11 protein-coding genes are annotated in these 15,777 nt (G+C 62.0%); all 11 read right to left on the reverse strand.

The features are described 5' to 3' along the window. Nucleotides 1–5: 5 nt before the first annotated feature. Nucleotides 6–953, reverse strand: a complete 948-nt coding sequence (locus WIF35_RS05265) for an NAD(P)H-dependent flavin oxidoreductase (RefSeq protein ID WP_412480519.1) — start codon at nt 951–953, stop codon at nt 6–8. Then, nucleotides 954–2,615, reverse strand: coding sequence for a long-chain-fatty-acid--CoA ligase (locus WIF35_RS05270; protein WP_412480520.1), 1,662 nt, complete (start codon nt 2,613–2,615; stop codon nt 954–956). Between the two features lie 26 nt (nt 2,616–2,641). Next, nucleotides 2,642–3,217 carry a chalcone isomerase family protein gene (locus tag WIF35_RS05275; RefSeq protein WP_412480521.1) on the reverse strand — a complete coding sequence of 192 codons (576 nt, stop codon included), beginning with the start codon at nt 3,215–3,217 and terminating at the stop codon, nt 2,642–2,644. Then, nucleotides 3,217–3,729 (reverse strand): DUF4442 domain-containing protein, encoded by a 513-nt coding sequence (locus WIF35_RS05280; protein ID WP_412480522.1) that lies wholly within the window; start codon nt 3,727–3,729, stop codon nt 3,217–3,219. Before WIF35_RS05280 ends, WIF35_RS05275 begins: the two co-directional genes overlap by 1 nt. Nucleotides 3,730–3,829: 100 nt before the next feature. Beyond that, the gene (locus WIF35_RS05285) at nt 3,830–5,026 is read right to left on the reverse strand and encodes an acetyl-CoA C-acyltransferase (protein WP_412480523.1); all 1,197 of its coding nucleotides are present in this window, start codon (nt 5,024–5,026) and stop codon (nt 3,830–3,832) included. Between the two features lie 22 nt (nt 5,027–5,048). Further along, a complete protein-coding gene (locus WIF35_RS05290) occupies nt 5,049–7,448 on the reverse strand; it encodes a 3-hydroxyacyl-CoA dehydrogenase/enoyl-CoA hydratase family protein (protein WP_412480524.1) in 2,400 nt (799 codons plus the stop codon). Between the two features lie 270 nt (nt 7,449–7,718). Beyond that, nucleotides 7,719–8,987: an OmpP1/FadL family transporter gene (locus WIF35_RS05295; protein WP_412480525.1), complete on the reverse strand. Its 1,269-nt coding sequence runs from the start codon at nt 8,985–8,987 to the stop codon at nt 7,719–7,721. A 137-nt stretch (nt 8,988–9,124) separates the two neighbouring features. Further along, nucleotides 9,125–11,035 carry a 3-hydroxyacyl-CoA dehydrogenase NAD-binding domain-containing protein gene (locus WIF35_RS05300; protein WP_412480526.1) on the reverse strand — a complete coding sequence of 637 codons (1,911 nt, stop codon included), beginning with the start codon at nt 11,033–11,035 and terminating at the stop codon, nt 9,125–9,127. 11 nt (nt 11,036–11,046) lie between these two features. After that, nucleotides 11,047–11,991, reverse strand: a complete 945-nt coding sequence (locus WIF35_RS05305) for a DegV family protein (protein ID WP_412480527.1) — start codon at nt 11,989–11,991, stop codon at nt 11,047–11,049. A 1-nt stretch (nt 11,992) separates the two neighbouring features. Then, nucleotides 11,993–13,276 carry an acetyl-CoA C-acetyltransferase gene (locus tag WIF35_RS05310; protein WP_412480528.1) on the reverse strand — a complete coding sequence of 428 codons (1,284 nt, stop codon included), beginning with the start codon at nt 13,274–13,276 and terminating at the stop codon, nt 11,993–11,995. Between the two features lie 117 nt (nt 13,277–13,393). After that, on the reverse strand, nt 13,394–15,748 hold the full coding sequence (locus WIF35_RS05315) for an acyl-CoA dehydrogenase (RefSeq protein WP_412480529.1): 2,355 nt from the start codon (nt 15,746–15,748) through the stop codon (nt 13,394–13,396). Between the last annotated feature and the right edge of the window lie 29 nt (nt 15,749–15,777).

The raw sequence follows: 15,777 nt of genomic DNA on the forward strand, positions 1-15,777 counted from the left end.
TCTTGTCAGAATGGATTGCTGCACAACGCGGCCTTGGCCGCCTGGTATTCCTGCTTCATGCGGGCGATCACCTCGCCGGCCGGACGCACTTCGTCGATGGTGCCAACGCCCTGCCCGGCACCCCAGATGTCCTTCCAGGCCTTGGCGCCGGCGGCGGCGCCGAAATTCATCGAGGTCTTGTCCTTGTCCGGCAGGTTGTCCGGATCGAGGCCCGAGGCGACGATGCTCTTCTTCAGGTAATTGCCATGCACGCCGGTGAAGTAAGGCGTGTACACCACGTCCTTGGCCGCCGAATCGAGGATCGCCTGCTTGTAGGCCTCGACCGCGTTAGCCTCGGTAGTGGCGATGAAGCGCGTGCCGATGTAGGCGAAATCGGCTCCCATGGCCTGCGCGGCGAGAATGGCATTGCCGTTGGTGATGGAACCAGACAGCGCGATCGGGCCGTCGTAGAACTTGCGGATCTCGCCGACCAGGGCGAACGGGCTCAAGGTGCCGGCATGGCCGCCAGCCCCGGCACAAACCAGGATCAGGCCGTCGACGCCGGCTTCCAGCGCCTTCTCGGCGTGGCGCACGCTGATCACGTCATGGAAGACCTTGCCGCCGTAGGCATGCACGGGCGGCACGATCTGGGTCGGCGCCGACAGACTGGTGATGATCAGCGGCACCTCGTGCTTCACGCACAGGGCCATGTCGTGTTCCAAGCGCGTATTCGACGGATGGATGATCTGATTGACGGCGAACGGCGCGGCTTTCGGGTCGGCGGCCAGTTCGCGCTTGATGCGGGTCAGCCAGTCGTCGAGCAGCGATTCCGGACGGGCGTTGAGCGCCGGGAAGGAGCCGATGACGCCGCTCTTGCACTGAGCGATGACCAGATCGGGGTTGGAAACGATGAACATCGGCGCGCAGATGACCGGCAGCGCGAGGTTCTGGTTCAGGGAAGCCGGAATGGGCATTTATGCTCCTTCTTTCAAGGCGCGACGCAGGATCTTGCCAACGTTGGTACGCGGCAGGTCGTCACGGAATTCGACATGTTTCGGAACCTTGTAACCGGTCAGCACGGTGCGGCAGTGCTGGATCAGCATCATCTCGTTCAGCGCCGGGTCCTTGCGCACGACAAAAATCTTCACCGCTTCGCCGGAATGCTCGTCCGGGACGCCGATCGCTGCGACGTCGATGACGCCCGGATGCATGGCAACGGCCTCCTCGACTTCGTTCGGATAAACGTTGAAGCCGGAAACCAGGATCATGTCTTTCTTGCGATCGACCAAGAAAATGAAGCCCTGCTTGTCCATGTAGCCCATGTCGCCGGTACGCAGGAAACCATCCGGGTAGAAGACGAAGGAGGTTTCCTCCGGCCGCTGCCAGTAGCCCTTCATGACCTGCGGCCCACGGATGCAGATTTCGCCGACCTGGGTGAGCGGCACTTCGGCACCGTTGTCGTCGCGGATCGACACTTCAGTCGAGGAAATCGGCAAGCCAATGGCGCCGTTGAACTCGTGCATATCGAGCGGATTGATCGTCGCCGCCGGCGAGGTTTCGGTCAGGCCGTAAGCCTGCAGCAGCGGCGTGCCGGTCACCTTCAGCCAGCGCTCCGCCACCGGCGCCTGCACGGCCATGCCGCCGCCCAGGGTGACGTTCATGGTCGAGAAATCGAGCTTGGCGAAATCCGGATGGTTGAGCAGCGCGTTGAACAGCGTATTGACGCCGGTCATCACGGTGACCGGGTACTTGCCCCACTCCTTGATGAAGCCGGGAATGTCGCGCGGATTGGCGATCAGCAGGTTGCGCGCGCCGATCATCAGGAAGGTCAGGCAGTTCGCCGTCAGCGCGAAGATGTGATACAGCGGCAGCGCCGTGATGATGAACTCCTGCCCTTCATGCACCACCGGGTGGATCCAGTTGTAGGCCTGGGTCACGTTGGAGGCGATGTTGGCATGGGTCAGCATGGCCCCCTTGGAAACGCCGGTCGTACCGCCGGTGTATTGCAGGAAGGCGATATCCGACTGTTCCAGCGGCACGCGCGTCCAGCCGTGGCTCCGGCCGGTGGCCAGGGCCGAGTTGAAGCCGATGGCGCCGGGAATGTTCCAGGCCGGCACCAGCTTCTTGACCTTGCGCACGACGAAATTGACCAGCATGCCTTTCAGCGCGCCGAGCATCTCGCCCATCGGCGTCACCACCACATGCTTGAGCGGCGTGCGGGCGATGACCTGCTCCAGGGTGTGGGCGAAATTCTCGACGATGACGATGGCCACCGCGCCGGAATCCTTCAGCTGGTGTTCCAGTTCGCGCGGCGTGTAAAGCGGGTTGCAATTGACCACCACGCAACCGGCACGCAGGGTGCCGAACAGCGCTACCGGATATTGCAGCAGGTTGGGCATCATCAGCGCGACGCGGTCGCCCTTCTTCAGCCCCTTGGCCTGCAGCCAGCCGGCGAAGGCCTGGCTCTCCTCATCCAATTGGCGGTAGGTCATCTCCTTGCCCATGCTGATGTAGGCCACCTTGTCCGCGAACTTGCGGCAGGCATCCTCGAACAGCGCGACGAGCGAGGGAATGTGGTCGATGTCGATCTCGGCCGGGATGCCCTGCGGATAGCTTTTTAGCCAGATTTTTTCCATGATCGTCTCCTCTTCCCCTTTTTTGCTCAGCTACCGAGCAGGGATTTTTTCAGTGCGGCATCCGCCGGTTTGTCGCCCAGCCAGACCTTGAGCAGCGCCTTGGCCAGGGCCGGTGCCGCCACCTTGCCGCGGCTCTCTCCATTCAGGCTGACGGCAACGCCCTCGGCCAGAAAATCTATGGCAATGGTATCGCCCTCGCGGGCCTTGCCGATACCCTTCATGATGCTGGCCAGTTGGTCGGAGGCAGCCTTGATGCCGGCCAGTTCCTCGGGCGTGTGGTTGGCTTTCAGGCCGTCGTCGAGCGCCGAATGCAGCGACTCGGCATCGACGTCGCGCAACATGCGCAACGCCATGCGACGCGGCCCCGTGCTGTCGTAGATGGCCGCCGGCGCCGTGCTTTTCTGGCCGACGTAGAGTGCGCCGACATAGACCTTGATGAACAGCTTGGAACGCACGCCGGCACCGTTCAGCACCAGTTCGCTGCCACCCACGCGGATCTTGTCGTCGAGCTTGACGCCGGCCACCTCGGCCGCATGCAGCCCGGGTGCGGCGACCAGCGTGGCGATCAGCGCCGCCTGGCGCACCGTATTGGAAGTAATCATCAGTTGTCTCCTCCACCGTTCTTGGTTCGGTAGTAGTTTTTGTCGGCGATATACACCGTCCGTTCGACCACGGTATGCACCGTGCCGTGCTTGTCTTTCAGTTCGACCGTATAAGTCCGGTCCAATTCATGGTTTTCATCGAGCAAGCGGCGGATTTCCTCCACCTCCGCATCGTCCAGCACGAAATCGGCATACAGCGTCGTGTAACCCGGCTTGCGGTAACGGATGCTGGCCGCCTTGTCCCAGACGATGACACCGTTGCCCAGCGCTGCCATCAGCATCATCGGGTGCGCCCCGTCGGTGATGGCGAACAGCGAGCCACCGTAGAGCGAGCCGACGATATTGCGTGTCTTCCAGTTGAGCGGCAGGCGGACGCGGATGTGGCGCAGGTCACGCGCCACATGGACAACCCGCCCACCGGTGCCACGGAAGGCCGGATGCAGGTTGAAACCCAAACGCACCATGCGGGCACGCCAGGCCGGCGAGAGTTTGGCCAACCAGGCGGGCTTCATGGGCGACTGCTGCGGTGCACAGGCATTTTTGGGCAAAAACCGGCCATCGTTTCAACGCAGCCCAGACAGGCAGTGCTCAAACAACGATGGCCGAATCGCATCAGACGCGCTCGAAGATGCCGGCGGCACCCATACCGGTACCGATACACATGGTCACCATGCCGTACTTGCCGCCGGTGCGCTGCAGGCCATGCACCACGGTGGCGGTACGGATGGCGCCGGTGGCGCCGAGCGGGTGGCCGAGAGCGATGGCACCGCCGAGCGGGTTCACCTTGCTCGGATCGATGTTGAGCTCACGCATCACCGCCAGCGACTGGGCGGCAAAGGCTTCGTTCAGTTCGATCCAGTCCAGGTCGTTCTGGCTGATGCCGACCTGGGCCAGCACCTTTGGAATGGCGGCGATCGGGCCGATACCCATGATCTCCGGCGCCACGCCACCGACGGCATAGCCGGCGAAGCGAGCCAACGGGGTCAGGTTGTGCTCCTTCAGCACCTTTTCGGAAACCAGCATCACGGCACCGGCACCGTCGGACATTTGCGACGAGTTACCGGCGGTGACCGAACCGCGCGCATGGAACACCGGCTTCAGCTTGCCCAAGCGCTCCAGGGAAGCGTCGGCACGCGGGCCTTCGTCGTTCTCGGCCAGGCTCTCGCGCAGCTTGATTTCGCCGCTCTTCAGATCAGGCAGGCTTTCGCGGATGGCGTACGGCGTGATCTCGGCTTTGAAGTGGCCGGCAGCGATGGCGGCGCAGGCCTTCTGGTTGGAGGCCAGGGCGAAGGCATCCTGCTCGTCGCGGCTGATCTGCCACTGGTTGGCCACCTTCTCGGCGGTCAGGCCCATGCCGTAGGCGATGGCGACATGCTCGTCGGTGAAGATGGCCGGGTTCATCGCCATCTTGTTACCCATCATCTGCGGCATGATGGTCATCGACTCGGTACCGGCGGCGATCATCACATCGGCCAGGCCGAGGCGGATCTGGTTGGCGGCATCGGCCACTGCCTGCACCCCGGAGGAGCAGAAGCGGTTGATCGTCAGGCCCGGCACGGTCTGCGGCAGACCTGCCAGCAGCAGGCCGATGCGTGCCACATTCATGCCCTGCTCGGCTTCCGGCATGGCGCAGCCGACGATGACGTCGCCGATACGCGCCGGGTCGATACCCGGCACCTGGGCGACCACCGACTTGATGGCGTGCGCCAGCATGTCATCCGGCCGCACGTGCTTGAACATGCCGTTCTTCTTGGCCACCGGCAGACGGGTCGCGGCGACGATGTAGGCGTCTTGAATCTGTTTGCTCATTTGTCTATGTCTCCTGACCCGATCAATTACGGAGGGGTTTTCCAGTTTCCAGCATGTGCTTGATGCGGGCCTGCGTCAGCGGGTTCTTCAGCAACTGGACGAACAGGCGGCGCTCGACAGTCAGCAGCCACTCTTCGTCCACCAGGCTGCCGCCCTCGACTTCACCACCGCACAGGGCGGTAGCCGCCGACTTGGCGACCAGATAATCGTGGGCCGAAATCATGCCGCCTCCCTTCATGTTGACCAGCATCATCTCGAAGGTGGCGATACCGGTCTTGCCGGCCACCGGAATGCCACGGGCCATTTGCGGCGGGGCGTAGCCGACGTCGGCCATGGCACGAGCTTCCTTGATGGCAACCCAGAGCAGTTCGTTGGCGTTGAACAGGATGGTGTCGGACGGCTTGGCGAAACCGAAGTCGATGACTTCCTGCGCGCTCTTCGCCACCTTGGCCATGGCGATGGTGGTGAACACCGGCTGCAGGAAGTTGAACAGTTCGTTCGGCGTCGCCGACTGGGCGGCCCACTCGGCAGCCCGCACGGCGAACTCCTTGCAACCGCCACCGGCCGGAATCAGGCCGACACCGGCTTCAACCAGACCAACATAGCTTTCCAAGGCCATCACGCGCTTGCCGGCGTGCATGACGAATTCGCAACCACCGCCCAAGGCCATGCCCTGCACCGCGGCAACCACCGGCACCTGCGCATACTTCAGGGTCTGAGAGGCGCGCTGGAATTTCTCGACGGTCTTTTCCAGCACATCGAACTGACCAGCCGCACAGGCTTCGCCCACTTGCTGCAGGTTGGCACCGACGGCGAACGGTGCCTCATGCCAGACCACCACGCCATCCAGCGTGCCTTCGGCCTGACGCACGGCGGTGATCACACCGTCCAGCACCTCGTCGCCGATGGTGTGCATCTTGGACTTGAAGGAAATGATGCCGATGCCGCTGTCCACCGCAGGCAGACGCCACAGGCGCACGCCGTCGTTCTCGTACAGCGTCTCGCCCGACTTCTCCGGGCTGACGGCGGCTTCGCCCAGCACACGCTCGGGGAAGAGCTGACGCTGATAGACCGGCAGGGTTGAACGCGGTACGTAGGCATTCTTGCTGGCCGAGTAAGAACCTTCGGCAGCATGCACGCCGGTACGGCCGGCTTCCAGCGCCCAGGCCGGCAGCGGCACATTGGCCATGGTCTTGCCGGCGGCGATGTCAGAAGCCACCGCTTGGGCGATATCGGCCCAGCCGGCGGCCTGCCAGGTTTCGAACGGACCCTGCGCCCAGCCGAAACCCCAGCGCATGGCGAGGTCGAGATCGCGGGCGTTGTCGGCCACGTTTTCGAGCTGCGTAGCGCAATAGTGGAAGACGTCACGGAAGATCGCCCACAGGAACTGCGCCTGCGGATGAGCCGAAGCGCGCAACGCGGCGAACTTCTCGGCCGGGTTCTTGATCTTCAGGATGACAGCGACTTCCTCGGCGATTTCGCCAGCCGACTTGCGGTAGTCCTGCGCGGCCAGGTCGAGCACCTGGATTTCCTTGCCCTGCTTGCGGAAGATGCCGCAACGGGTCTTCTGGCCCAGCGCGCCCTTCTCGATCAGCAGCTTCAGCCAGGCCGGTACGGTGAAGTGGCTGTGCCACGGATCGCTCGGCAGCGTGTCCTGCATGGTCTTGACGACGTGCGCCAAGGTATCGAGGCCGACCACGTCGGCGGTGCGATAGGTGGCGCTCTTGGGGCGGCCGATCTTCGGCCCGGTCAGCGCATCGACTTCGTCGAAACCAAGGCCGAAGGCCTGGGTGTGGTGCATGACGGCGAGAATGGAGAAGACGCCAATCCGATTGGCAACAAAATTCGGGGTATCCAGCGCACGAATGACGCCCTTGCCCAGACGCGAGGTCAGCCAGGTTTCCAGCGCATCCAGCGTGCCGCCATCAGTGCCCTGGGTAGCGATGATTTCGACCAGATGCATGTAACGCGGCGGGTTGAAGAAGTGGATGCCGCAGAAGCGCGGACGCACAGCCTCCGGCAAGCCCTGGGCCAGCGCATTCATCGACAGGCCCGAGGTGTTCGAGGCGACGATGGCGTTCGGCGCGATGTGCGGCGCGATCTTGGCGTAGAGGTCATTCTTCCAGTCCATGCGCTCGGCGATGGCCTCGATGATGAGGTCGCATTCGGCCAGCTGCGACAGATGGTCGTCGTAGTTGGCGGCGTCGATGAACTTCAGTTTGGACTTGCTCGACAGCGGAGCCGGGTCCAGTTTCTTCAGGCCGTCGAGGGCCTTCTTGACGATACCGTTCTTGTCACCTTCCTTGGCCGGCAGGTCGAACAAAACGACCGGTACGTCGGCGTTGGCGAGGTGCGCGGCAATCTGCGCCCCCATCACACCGGCGCCCAGCACGGCAGCCTTTTTTACGATCAGCTTGTTCAAGCGTGTCTCCTTTGGTCTCTGAGTGCTGCTTCGTTAAATAAAACGAACGTTTGAATTATAGATAAGACGTTCGACCGGTCAACAACTTTTTGCCAAGATTTTTCGAGCACCTATCGAATATTTCGTTCCATACCCTGGCGTACGTTCTCTAGCGCAGATCGCACGCCAAACGGGCAAAAAATCGAAAGCGATATGTCGTCGGGCTACAGATGCATAAAAAAATCCCCGGACTGCCCCGGGGATAAAGTTCACGCAAGGAGTTTCTCCTTGTTAGAAGGAGTAGTTCAGTTGCAACGAGAAGTAATCGACGGACGTTTTGAACGTGCCGCGAACAGTCTGCCGGAGTTGCGTTTCATTTGTATCGCTATAGACGTTACGTGCCGTTTTCGCATCCTTCACGAAAATATGGGCATAACCGAAGTCGACCGAAGCCTTCGGTGTGATATTCCATTTGGCGCCAAGCGCCAACCAGATACGATCCTGATCCGGCACGGTCATCGTACGCGATGCCTCATTGGGAACAGCCCCTTTGTCGAAGGCGGTACCCATGCGCAACATCCATTGATCGCTCACCTTGTAGGTGGTACCCAAACCCACGCGATAGGTATCTTTGAAGTTGTAGCGCAACGGTGCGACGGCGCGAGCCCCCGAGGAGGTAACCGGTTCCAGTTTTTGCAGGCTGCTCCAACCCGTCCAGGTATAGTCAGCCAACACGGCCCAACTAGGAGTCAGTTGGTGATGAAGGCCGAGCGAGGCCGTATCCGGCGTTTCCAGATCTGCTGAAATCTCGCGATCAACCCCCAAGGTGGGGACCTTCTGGCGCCCCTCAAGTTCAAACTTCATTTTGGAGCGATAACTCAGGCCAACACGCGTGTCTTTCGTGATTTGGTACATCAAACCCAGGTTATAGCCCCAAGCGGTATCGTCCCCCTTCAGTTGGCCCATACCATCGGGGTTAAGTCCATTCGGCACTGCCTGCTTGAACTCGACATCGGCCTTGGCGAAATTGATGCCAAAAGCCAGCGACAACGCATCATTCACCTTATAGGCAACCGACGGGTTGAAATTGATGATTTGGATACTGGTTTTCAGACCGGAATAGCGGCCGGCAAAATTCTTGTCGTACTCGGTTTGATCTGCGAACGTCGGGTTAATCGCCAGACCAAGACGCCAATCCGGGTTCAAAGCATATGAGTAATACAAGGCCGGCACCACATGCGTGCCACCACCATTGCCGCCATCGCCACCGACCGGGTAGACGTTGGCATATTTATTCGTTCCCTCGTCTGTGAACTTCGTGCTGCGATCTAAGACCGTTGCAGCAAAACTGAAGCTGTGCCCCTCTGGGAGATAAGTCATCCCGGCCGGGTTGTAGTAGAGCGTACTCGTATCCTCGGCAACAGCAGAAGCGCCGGCGTTTGCCATACCAACACCACTAGCGCTTTGCCCCGTCAACTGGAAGGCTGCAGCGAAAGCCCCGCCAGAAAAAGTCACTGCGATCAGCGCCGGAATCAAGCGCATGGTGATTCTCTTTTGCATCGATTTGTCTCCTGTTTTGTTTATGTTGGGGATTTATTCCCGTTACTACTGCCACCACGATTAAATCTCAAACACGCGTTTGAAATTCCGTTTAATCGAACAATCGTTTAATCAACTGTTGGATTAATACAACATTGTTAAACCGATTTACGATAATTCAATGGACCACCGGTAAACGGTGCGAAACCGGTGCCGAAAATCACCCCGGCATCGGCCAGCTCAGCATCGGCAACGATGCCCTCGGCAACCAGTCGCTCAGCTCGCTCGATCAAGGGTGTAGCCAGGCGAGTCGCCAGTCCGGCCGGCGCATTGCCGGCTTGCCCCTTGGTCGGTTTGCCAGCATTCCAGGCATAGAAGCCCTGTCCGCTCTTCTTGCCGAGCTGGTTTTGCTCCACCCGTTTGAGCAGGCATTTCGGCGCCTGAGCGCCGCCAGCCAGTTGCTGCCCGGCAGCCATGGCAATATCAAGACCGACGGTATCGACCAGTTCGATCGGCCCCATCGGCATGCCGAACGCGAGCATGGCTTCATCCACAGTTTCCGGCGAAATGCCCTCGTCCACCGCACGCATCGCTTCCAGCATGTAGGGAGCGAGCACGGCATTGACCAGGAAGCCCGGCGCGCTCTTCACCGGCAGCGGCAACTTGTCGATCTGGCGCACGAAGGCGCAGGCGGATTGCACAGCCACCGGATCGGCGCCCTCGGCTTCGACCACTTCGACCAGCGGCATCATCGACACCGGGTTGAAGAAGTGGATGCCAACCAGACGTTCCGGACGTTGCAGCACGGTGCGCAGGTCTTCCAGCTTCAGGCTGGAGGTGTTGGTGGCCAGCACGGCTTCCGGCTTCATGCGCGGCTCGAGCGACTTGAACAGCGCGTGCTTGGCTTCGACATTCTCGAAAATGGCTTCGATGACGACGTCGGCATGCGGTACACCATCACCGTTCACATCGGGAATCAGGCGATCGAAGGCAGCGCGCGCCTTGAGCGGATCGCGCAGCTTCTTGGTGAACAGCTTGTGGGCACGTTGCAGGGCCGGCCCCATGCGCTCCAGGCTCTGGTCCTGCAACGTCACCGTCATGCCGCGCAGGGCGCACCAGGCGGCAATGTCGCCACCCATCACACCGGCGCCGATGACATGCACGCGCTTGGCCTTGAAGTCGGACGCCTTGCCGAAACTCTTCAGACGCTCCTGCAGGAAGAAGACGCGCACCAGATTGCGCGCGGTCGGCGAGGAAATGATGCGATTGACCACTTCCGGCGCGGCCAGGGCATTGCCATTGTGCTTGGCCCAGATATCGATGATGGCGTACGGCGCCGGATAATGCTCCGGCCGTGCCTTCTTCGCCACTTGCTTGCGCGCGCCATTGGCCACGACGCTTTTCAGCGGGCCGTTCATCAGCCGTTGCATCAGCGGCAGCGGGCGACGCGGCTGGCCGGACAGCAGCAATTGGCGGGCGGCCGGCTCCATGACGCGCGGCGGCACGCAGTCATCGGCCAGGCCCATTTTCTTGGCGCGCTTGGCATCGATCGATTTGCCGGTCAGCATCATATCCATGGCTGCCGCTGGGCCAACGCGCTCGGGCAAGCGCAGCATGCCGCCCCAGCCTGGGAAGATGCCGAGCATCACTTCCGGCAGCGCCATCTTGGTGCCCGGCTCGTCGACTGCCAGCAGATAGCGGCAAGCCAGCGCCAGTTCCAGGCCACCACCCAGGCAGTGGCCGCGCACCAAGGCCAGCGTCGGGTATTTGACCTCGGCCAGGCGGTTGAACAGTTTCCAGCCGCGCGACACGAGGGCCACGCTCTTTTCCGGCGTATCGAGCTGGGTGAATTCCTCGATATCGGCACCGGCAATGAAACCGGCGTCCTTACCCGAACGGAAGATCAGGCCTTTGGGGGCTTGCTGATCGAAAGCATCGAGGATTTGCGACAGTTCGGCCATGACGGCAGCGGACAGCGAGTTGGCGGATTCGCCCGCCTTGTCCAGCGTGGCGATGGCGATTCCGTCGGCTTCGAGCTCGACGCGCCAGTGTGTCAGATTCAGATTCATCGTTATTGTCCTCAGTGAGCGCGGTGGCGGCTGGACGCGAAGGCCAGCGACAGGGCGCCGGGCCCGACATTGACGGCCGCCGTCTTGCTCATCGGCGACACCAGGATTTGTACGCCGTTGTCCTCGGCGGTCTTGACCAGCTTGGCGTAGCCCGGCAGTTTTTCGACCTTTTCCGGCAGTCCACCGTAGCTGATGCAGATGCTCGGCGCATCGAGGCCGTCCTGCACGCGATGCACGGCCTTGTCGAACAATTGCTCGACCCCGGCTTCGAACCCGCGCACCTTGTCGACCGTAGTCGTCACATCGCGGTGGCAGTGCAGGATGGGCTTCACATCCAGCCACGAACCGAGCGTGTAGGAGCTCCAGCTCAGGCTGGTATCGCCCTTCTTCGAGGCCCGCTTGTAGATGTGGAAGAGGTCGGCCGGCACCAGGTAGGTGTGGGTGTGGTCGATCAGGTGCTTCAGGCGGGCGCCGATTTCACTCGGCGTGCCGCCCAGGCGGATCAGACGCACGGCTTCGGCCACCGGCACGGCCTGCCCGGTGAACAGGTTGCGCGTGGAGAGCACGGCCATGCCGAAACGCTCGGGTACGCCGGCTTCACGCCGGATTGCCTTGTACTTGGTCAAAATGGCGCGCGATGCCTGCATCGCGTGATCGAAGATCGGACTGCGCGTGCTGGTGATGGTCAGGCAGAACACATAGTCATAATCCAGGACGAGACGGTCCAGGAAGAGGCGCTCGATCTGCTCGACCGAATAGGGGAAGGATTCGGCGTAATCCTCGCTCTTGGCATCCAGATGCTTGGCGTAAAAGGCCTGGGTTTCCTCGGGGTGGCGGCGATCCTCGACCAGGGTTCGGCCGAGGCGCAGCGTGATCGGCATGATCAGGACCCCATGCTGATCGAGGAAATCGCGCGGCAGATCGCACGCCGAATCGACGACGATACCGATGCGCATGTCAGTTCACCGCCTCGACCAGCATGGCGCCGCCCAGGCCGCCGCCGATACAGATGGTAGCCATGCCGCGCTTGGCCTTGTTGCGGCGCAGTACATGCAGCAGGTGCAGTACGATGCGCGCACCCGAAGCGCCGACCGGGTGACCGATGGAAACCGCACCGCCATCGACGTTCAGACGATTCTCGTCGATGCTGCCGAAGGCCCCCATCAGGCCGAGCTGCTCGCGGCAGTAGGTCTCGTCTTCCCAGGCTTTCTGGCAACCCAGCACCTGCGCGGCGAATGCTTCGTTCAGTTCCCAGTAATCGATGTCGGCGAGGCTCAGGCCGTGGCGTTGAAGGATGGGCGTCGAGGCATGCACCGGGCCCAAGCCCATCTGCTCCGGCTCCAGGCCGGACCACTGGCTGTCGACGATCTTGCCGATCGGCTTCAGGCCCCACTTGGCCACCGCCTCTTCCGAAGCGAGCAGCACCCAGGCTGCGCCGTCGGTGATCTGCGAGCTATTGGCCGCCGTGATGTTGCCGTATTTCTTGTCGAAGAAAGGTTTCAGCTTGGCCATGCCGGCCATGCTGGCATCAGCGCGCACGCCGTCGTCCTCGGCGTAGACCTTGCCATTGCCATCGACCAGCGGGACGATCTCGCAGAGATGCCCCGCCTGCCGGCTGGCCAGCGCGCGCTGGTGGCTGCGCACGGCAAATTCATCCATCTGCTTGCGGTCGATGCCGAATTTCCAGGCCAGATTCTCGGCCGTCTGACCCATCAGCAGGCCAACCACCGGGTCGGTCAGGCCCTTCATCAGGCCGATCACCGGCGTCAGCAGCATGGCGGGACGCAGCTTCATGAAGTGCTGTATCTTCTGGCCGGCCGTGCGCAGACTCATCATGCCGGCGAACCAGCGCACCATCGCATCCGAATATAGCAGCGGTGCGCGCGACAGCGCATCGACACCGCCTGCCAGCACCAGCTCGGAACGCCCGCTCTGGATGTTGGCGATGGCCGAATCGATGGCCTGCATGCCGGAAGCGCAGTTGCGCATCACGGTCCAGCCCGGCACCTTCTTGCCGCAACCAAGACGCAGCGCGACCATACGGCCGATATTGGTCTCGTCCGGCGACGGGGCCGCGCAGCCGAGGATCACTTCATCCAGATCGCTCGGCGCGAACGGCTGGCGTAGCAGCAGCGCGCGCCCGGCCTGGGTGGCGAGGTCGGAAGCCGCAAACGGCCCCGGCCCCTTCTGCGCTTTCAGGAACGGCGTCCGCGCGCCGTCGACAACGTAAATGGTTTTCATCGTTTTTACCCTGTGCACCGCAGCATCCACGCCGCCGACACTCGCTTCCTCGTTCCCGCACAGGCAGAAACAGGGATGAGCGACCGGCGGCCTAGGGGATGCTGCGCGTGTAGATAATCAGGCGGCCTTGCGGCACTCGGCCGGCTTGTTGGCCGTCGCCACGTTGTAGTCGAACGGGAAATCATCGACGCGAACCACGATGTCGCGCAGGTGATTGCGTCGGCGCATGATTTCGTACTCGGCCGCGTTGATGACGCCGGCTTCGAAAGCGGCAATCGCGATGTCGCGCACGTTGGCCTGCGGGTTGTTGTCGAAACGCCCATCCTTCTCGGCGGCACGAATCTTGGCCTCGATGCCTTCGGCTTCCAGGGTGGCCTTGAGCGCCAGTTCGATGGCCCCGACCGGCTCGTTTTCCTCAAGCGGCACGAAGCACTCGGCAGTCAGGCGGTCACGCGTCGCTGACGGAGCGATCAACAGCTTGGCCACCTGATGACCAACGTCGTCCGACGGCACGACATACGGATGGCCCCACGGGAAGATGATGCGATTGACCACGCCGGCGATGAAGCGCACCGGGAAGTTGGCGATCACGCCGTCGAAGGCCTGTTGTGTCTTGTACATGGCATCCCAGATCGCCCAGTGAGCGAGCGCGGCGTCTTCCTTCTTGCGGCCTTCCGCTTCGTAGCGCTTCAGCGTGCAGGAAATCAGGTACATCTGGGCCAGGATATCGCCCAGGCGAGCCGACAGCTTCTCGCGGCGCTTGACGCTACCGCCCAGCACCAACAGCGAAACATCTGACAGGAAGGCAAAAGCGGCCGAGAAACGGGTCAGTTGCTGGTAATAGCGCTTCATTTCCGGCGCCACGTCGGTGTTGACGCCGACGAAGTGCGATCCGGTCATGCCCAGCCACAGGGCGCGCAGGCAGTTCTTGATGGTGAAGCCGATGTGGCCGAACAGCGCCTTGTCGAAATCGACCAGGCCTTGCTTGGCGTTCGGGTTCTGCGCCGCCTGCATTTCCGGCAACAGGTAGGGATGGCAACGGATGGCGCCCTGACCGAAGATGATCAGCGAGCGGGTCAAAATGTTGGCGCCTTCGACAGTGATCGCCACCGGGATCTGCTGATAGGCACGGCCGAGGAAGTTCGATGGGCCAAGACAGATGCCCTTGCCGCCGATGACATCCATGCCGTCATTGACCACCTGGCGAGCGCGCTCGGTGACGTGGTACTTGGCGATGGCGGAAACGACCGACGGCTTCTCGCCCAGATCGACAGCGCCAGACGTCATCTTGCGCACGGCGTCCATCATGTAGGTGTAGGCGCCGATGCGGGTCAGCGCTTCCTCGACGCCTTCGAACTTGCCAACGGCCATCTTGAATTGCGAACGAACACGGGCGTAACCGCCGACGGCACGCGCCGTCATCTGCGCCATGCCGGTGTTCGACGAAGGCAACGAGATGGAACGGCCAGCAGCCAGACACTCCATCAGCATGCGCCAGCCCTGCCCCGCCATCTTCGGCCCGCCGATGATGAAATCGAGCGGCATGAAGACTTCCTGGCCGCGCGTCGGGCCGTTCATGAACATGGCGTTCAGCGGGAAGTGGCGGCGACCGGTATCGACGCCCGGATGATCATAAGGCACCAGCGCGCAGGTGATACCGATATGCTTCTTGTCGCCGAGCAGGCCTTCCGGGTCATACAGGTGGAAAGCCAGGCCGAAGACCGTGCACACCGGGGCCAGCGTGATGTAGCGCTTGTCCCAGGAGACGCGCATGCCGAGGACTTCCTTGCCCTGATACATGCCCTTGCAGACAACGCCCACGTCCGGGATCGACGCCGCATCGGAACCGGCCCACGGGCTGGTCAGGGCGAAGGCCGGCACCTCGATGCCCTTGGCCAGGCGCGGCAGATAGTAGTTCTTCTGTTCCTCGGTACCGTAGTGCAGCAGCAGTTCGGCCGGGCCGAGCGAGTTCGGCACCATGACCGACACCGACAGCGCCGACGAGCGGGTCGACAGCTTGGTCACCACCTGCGAGTGGGCGTAGGCGGAAAACTCCAGGCCACCGTACTTCTTCGGAATGATCATGCCGAGGAAGCCCTTGTCTTTGATATAGCGCCAGGCTTCGTGCGGCAGATCGTAGAGTTCGTGCGTCACCTTCCAGTCATCGACCAGACGGCAAGCCTCCTCGCACTCCTTGTCGAGGAAGGACTGCTCCTCCGCCGTCAGCTTCGGCACAGGATAGGCGTGCAGCTTCTGCCAGTTCGGCTTGCCGCGGAACAACTCCCCCTCCCACCAGACCGTACCGGCTTCAAGCGCATCGCGCTCGGTATCGGACATCTGCGGCAGAACCTTGCGATAGGCCGAAAAAATGGGCCGGGTGATCAGCGCACGACGCAAAGGCCGCACGATGACCAACCCGGCCAAAATCGCCACAATGGCGATGCCCAGCAGAGGGATGGAACTCTGAAACATTGCTTGTCTCCTTTTATGTTGCTTTGGTT

Origin of the sequence: Azonexus sp. IMCC34839, assembly GCF_047047955.1 — a bacterium.
Classification (GTDB): domain Bacteria; phylum Pseudomonadota; class Gammaproteobacteria; order Burkholderiales; family Rhodocyclaceae; genus Azonexus.

What these genes read in the sequence shown, in the direction of transcription:
- WIF35_RS05265 (WP_412480519.1), bottom strand. Translation starts at nt 953, where the DNA reads ATGCCCATTCCGGCTTCCCTGAACCAGAACCTCGCGCTGCCGGTCATC.
- WIF35_RS05270 (WP_412480520.1), bottom strand. Translation starts at nt 2,615, where the DNA reads ATGGAAAAAATCTGGCTAAAAAGCTATCCGCAGGGCATCCCGGCCGAG.
- WIF35_RS05275 (WP_412480521.1), bottom strand. Translation starts at nt 3,217, where the DNA reads ATGATTACTTCCAATACGGTGCGCCAGGCGGCGCTGATCGCCACGCTG.
- WIF35_RS05280 (WP_412480522.1), bottom strand. Translation starts at nt 3,729, where the DNA reads ATGAAGCCCGCCTGGTTGGCCAAACTCTCGCCGGCCTGGCGTGCCCGC.
- WIF35_RS05285 (WP_412480523.1), bottom strand. Translation starts at nt 5,026, where the DNA reads ATGAGCAAACAGATTCAAGACGCCTACATCGTCGCCGCGACCCGTCTG.
- WIF35_RS05295 (WP_412480525.1), bottom strand. Translation starts at nt 8,987, where the DNA reads ATGCAAAAGAGAATCACCATGCGCTTGATTCCGGCGCTGATCGCAGTG.
- WIF35_RS05300 (WP_412480526.1), bottom strand. Translation starts at nt 11,035, where the DNA reads ATGAATCTGAATCTGACACACTGGCGCGTCGAGCTCGAAGCCGACGGA.
- WIF35_RS05305 (WP_412480527.1), bottom strand. Translation starts at nt 11,991, where the DNA reads ATGCGCATCGGTATCGTCGTCGATTCGGCGTGCGATCTGCCGCGCGAT.
- WIF35_RS05310 (WP_412480528.1), bottom strand. Translation starts at nt 13,276, where the DNA reads ATGAAAACCATTTACGTTGTCGACGGCGCGCGGACGCCGTTCCTGAAA.
- WIF35_RS05315 (WP_412480529.1), bottom strand. Translation starts at nt 15,748, where the DNA reads ATGTTTCAGAGTTCCATCCCTCTGCTGGGCATCGCCATTGTGGCGATT.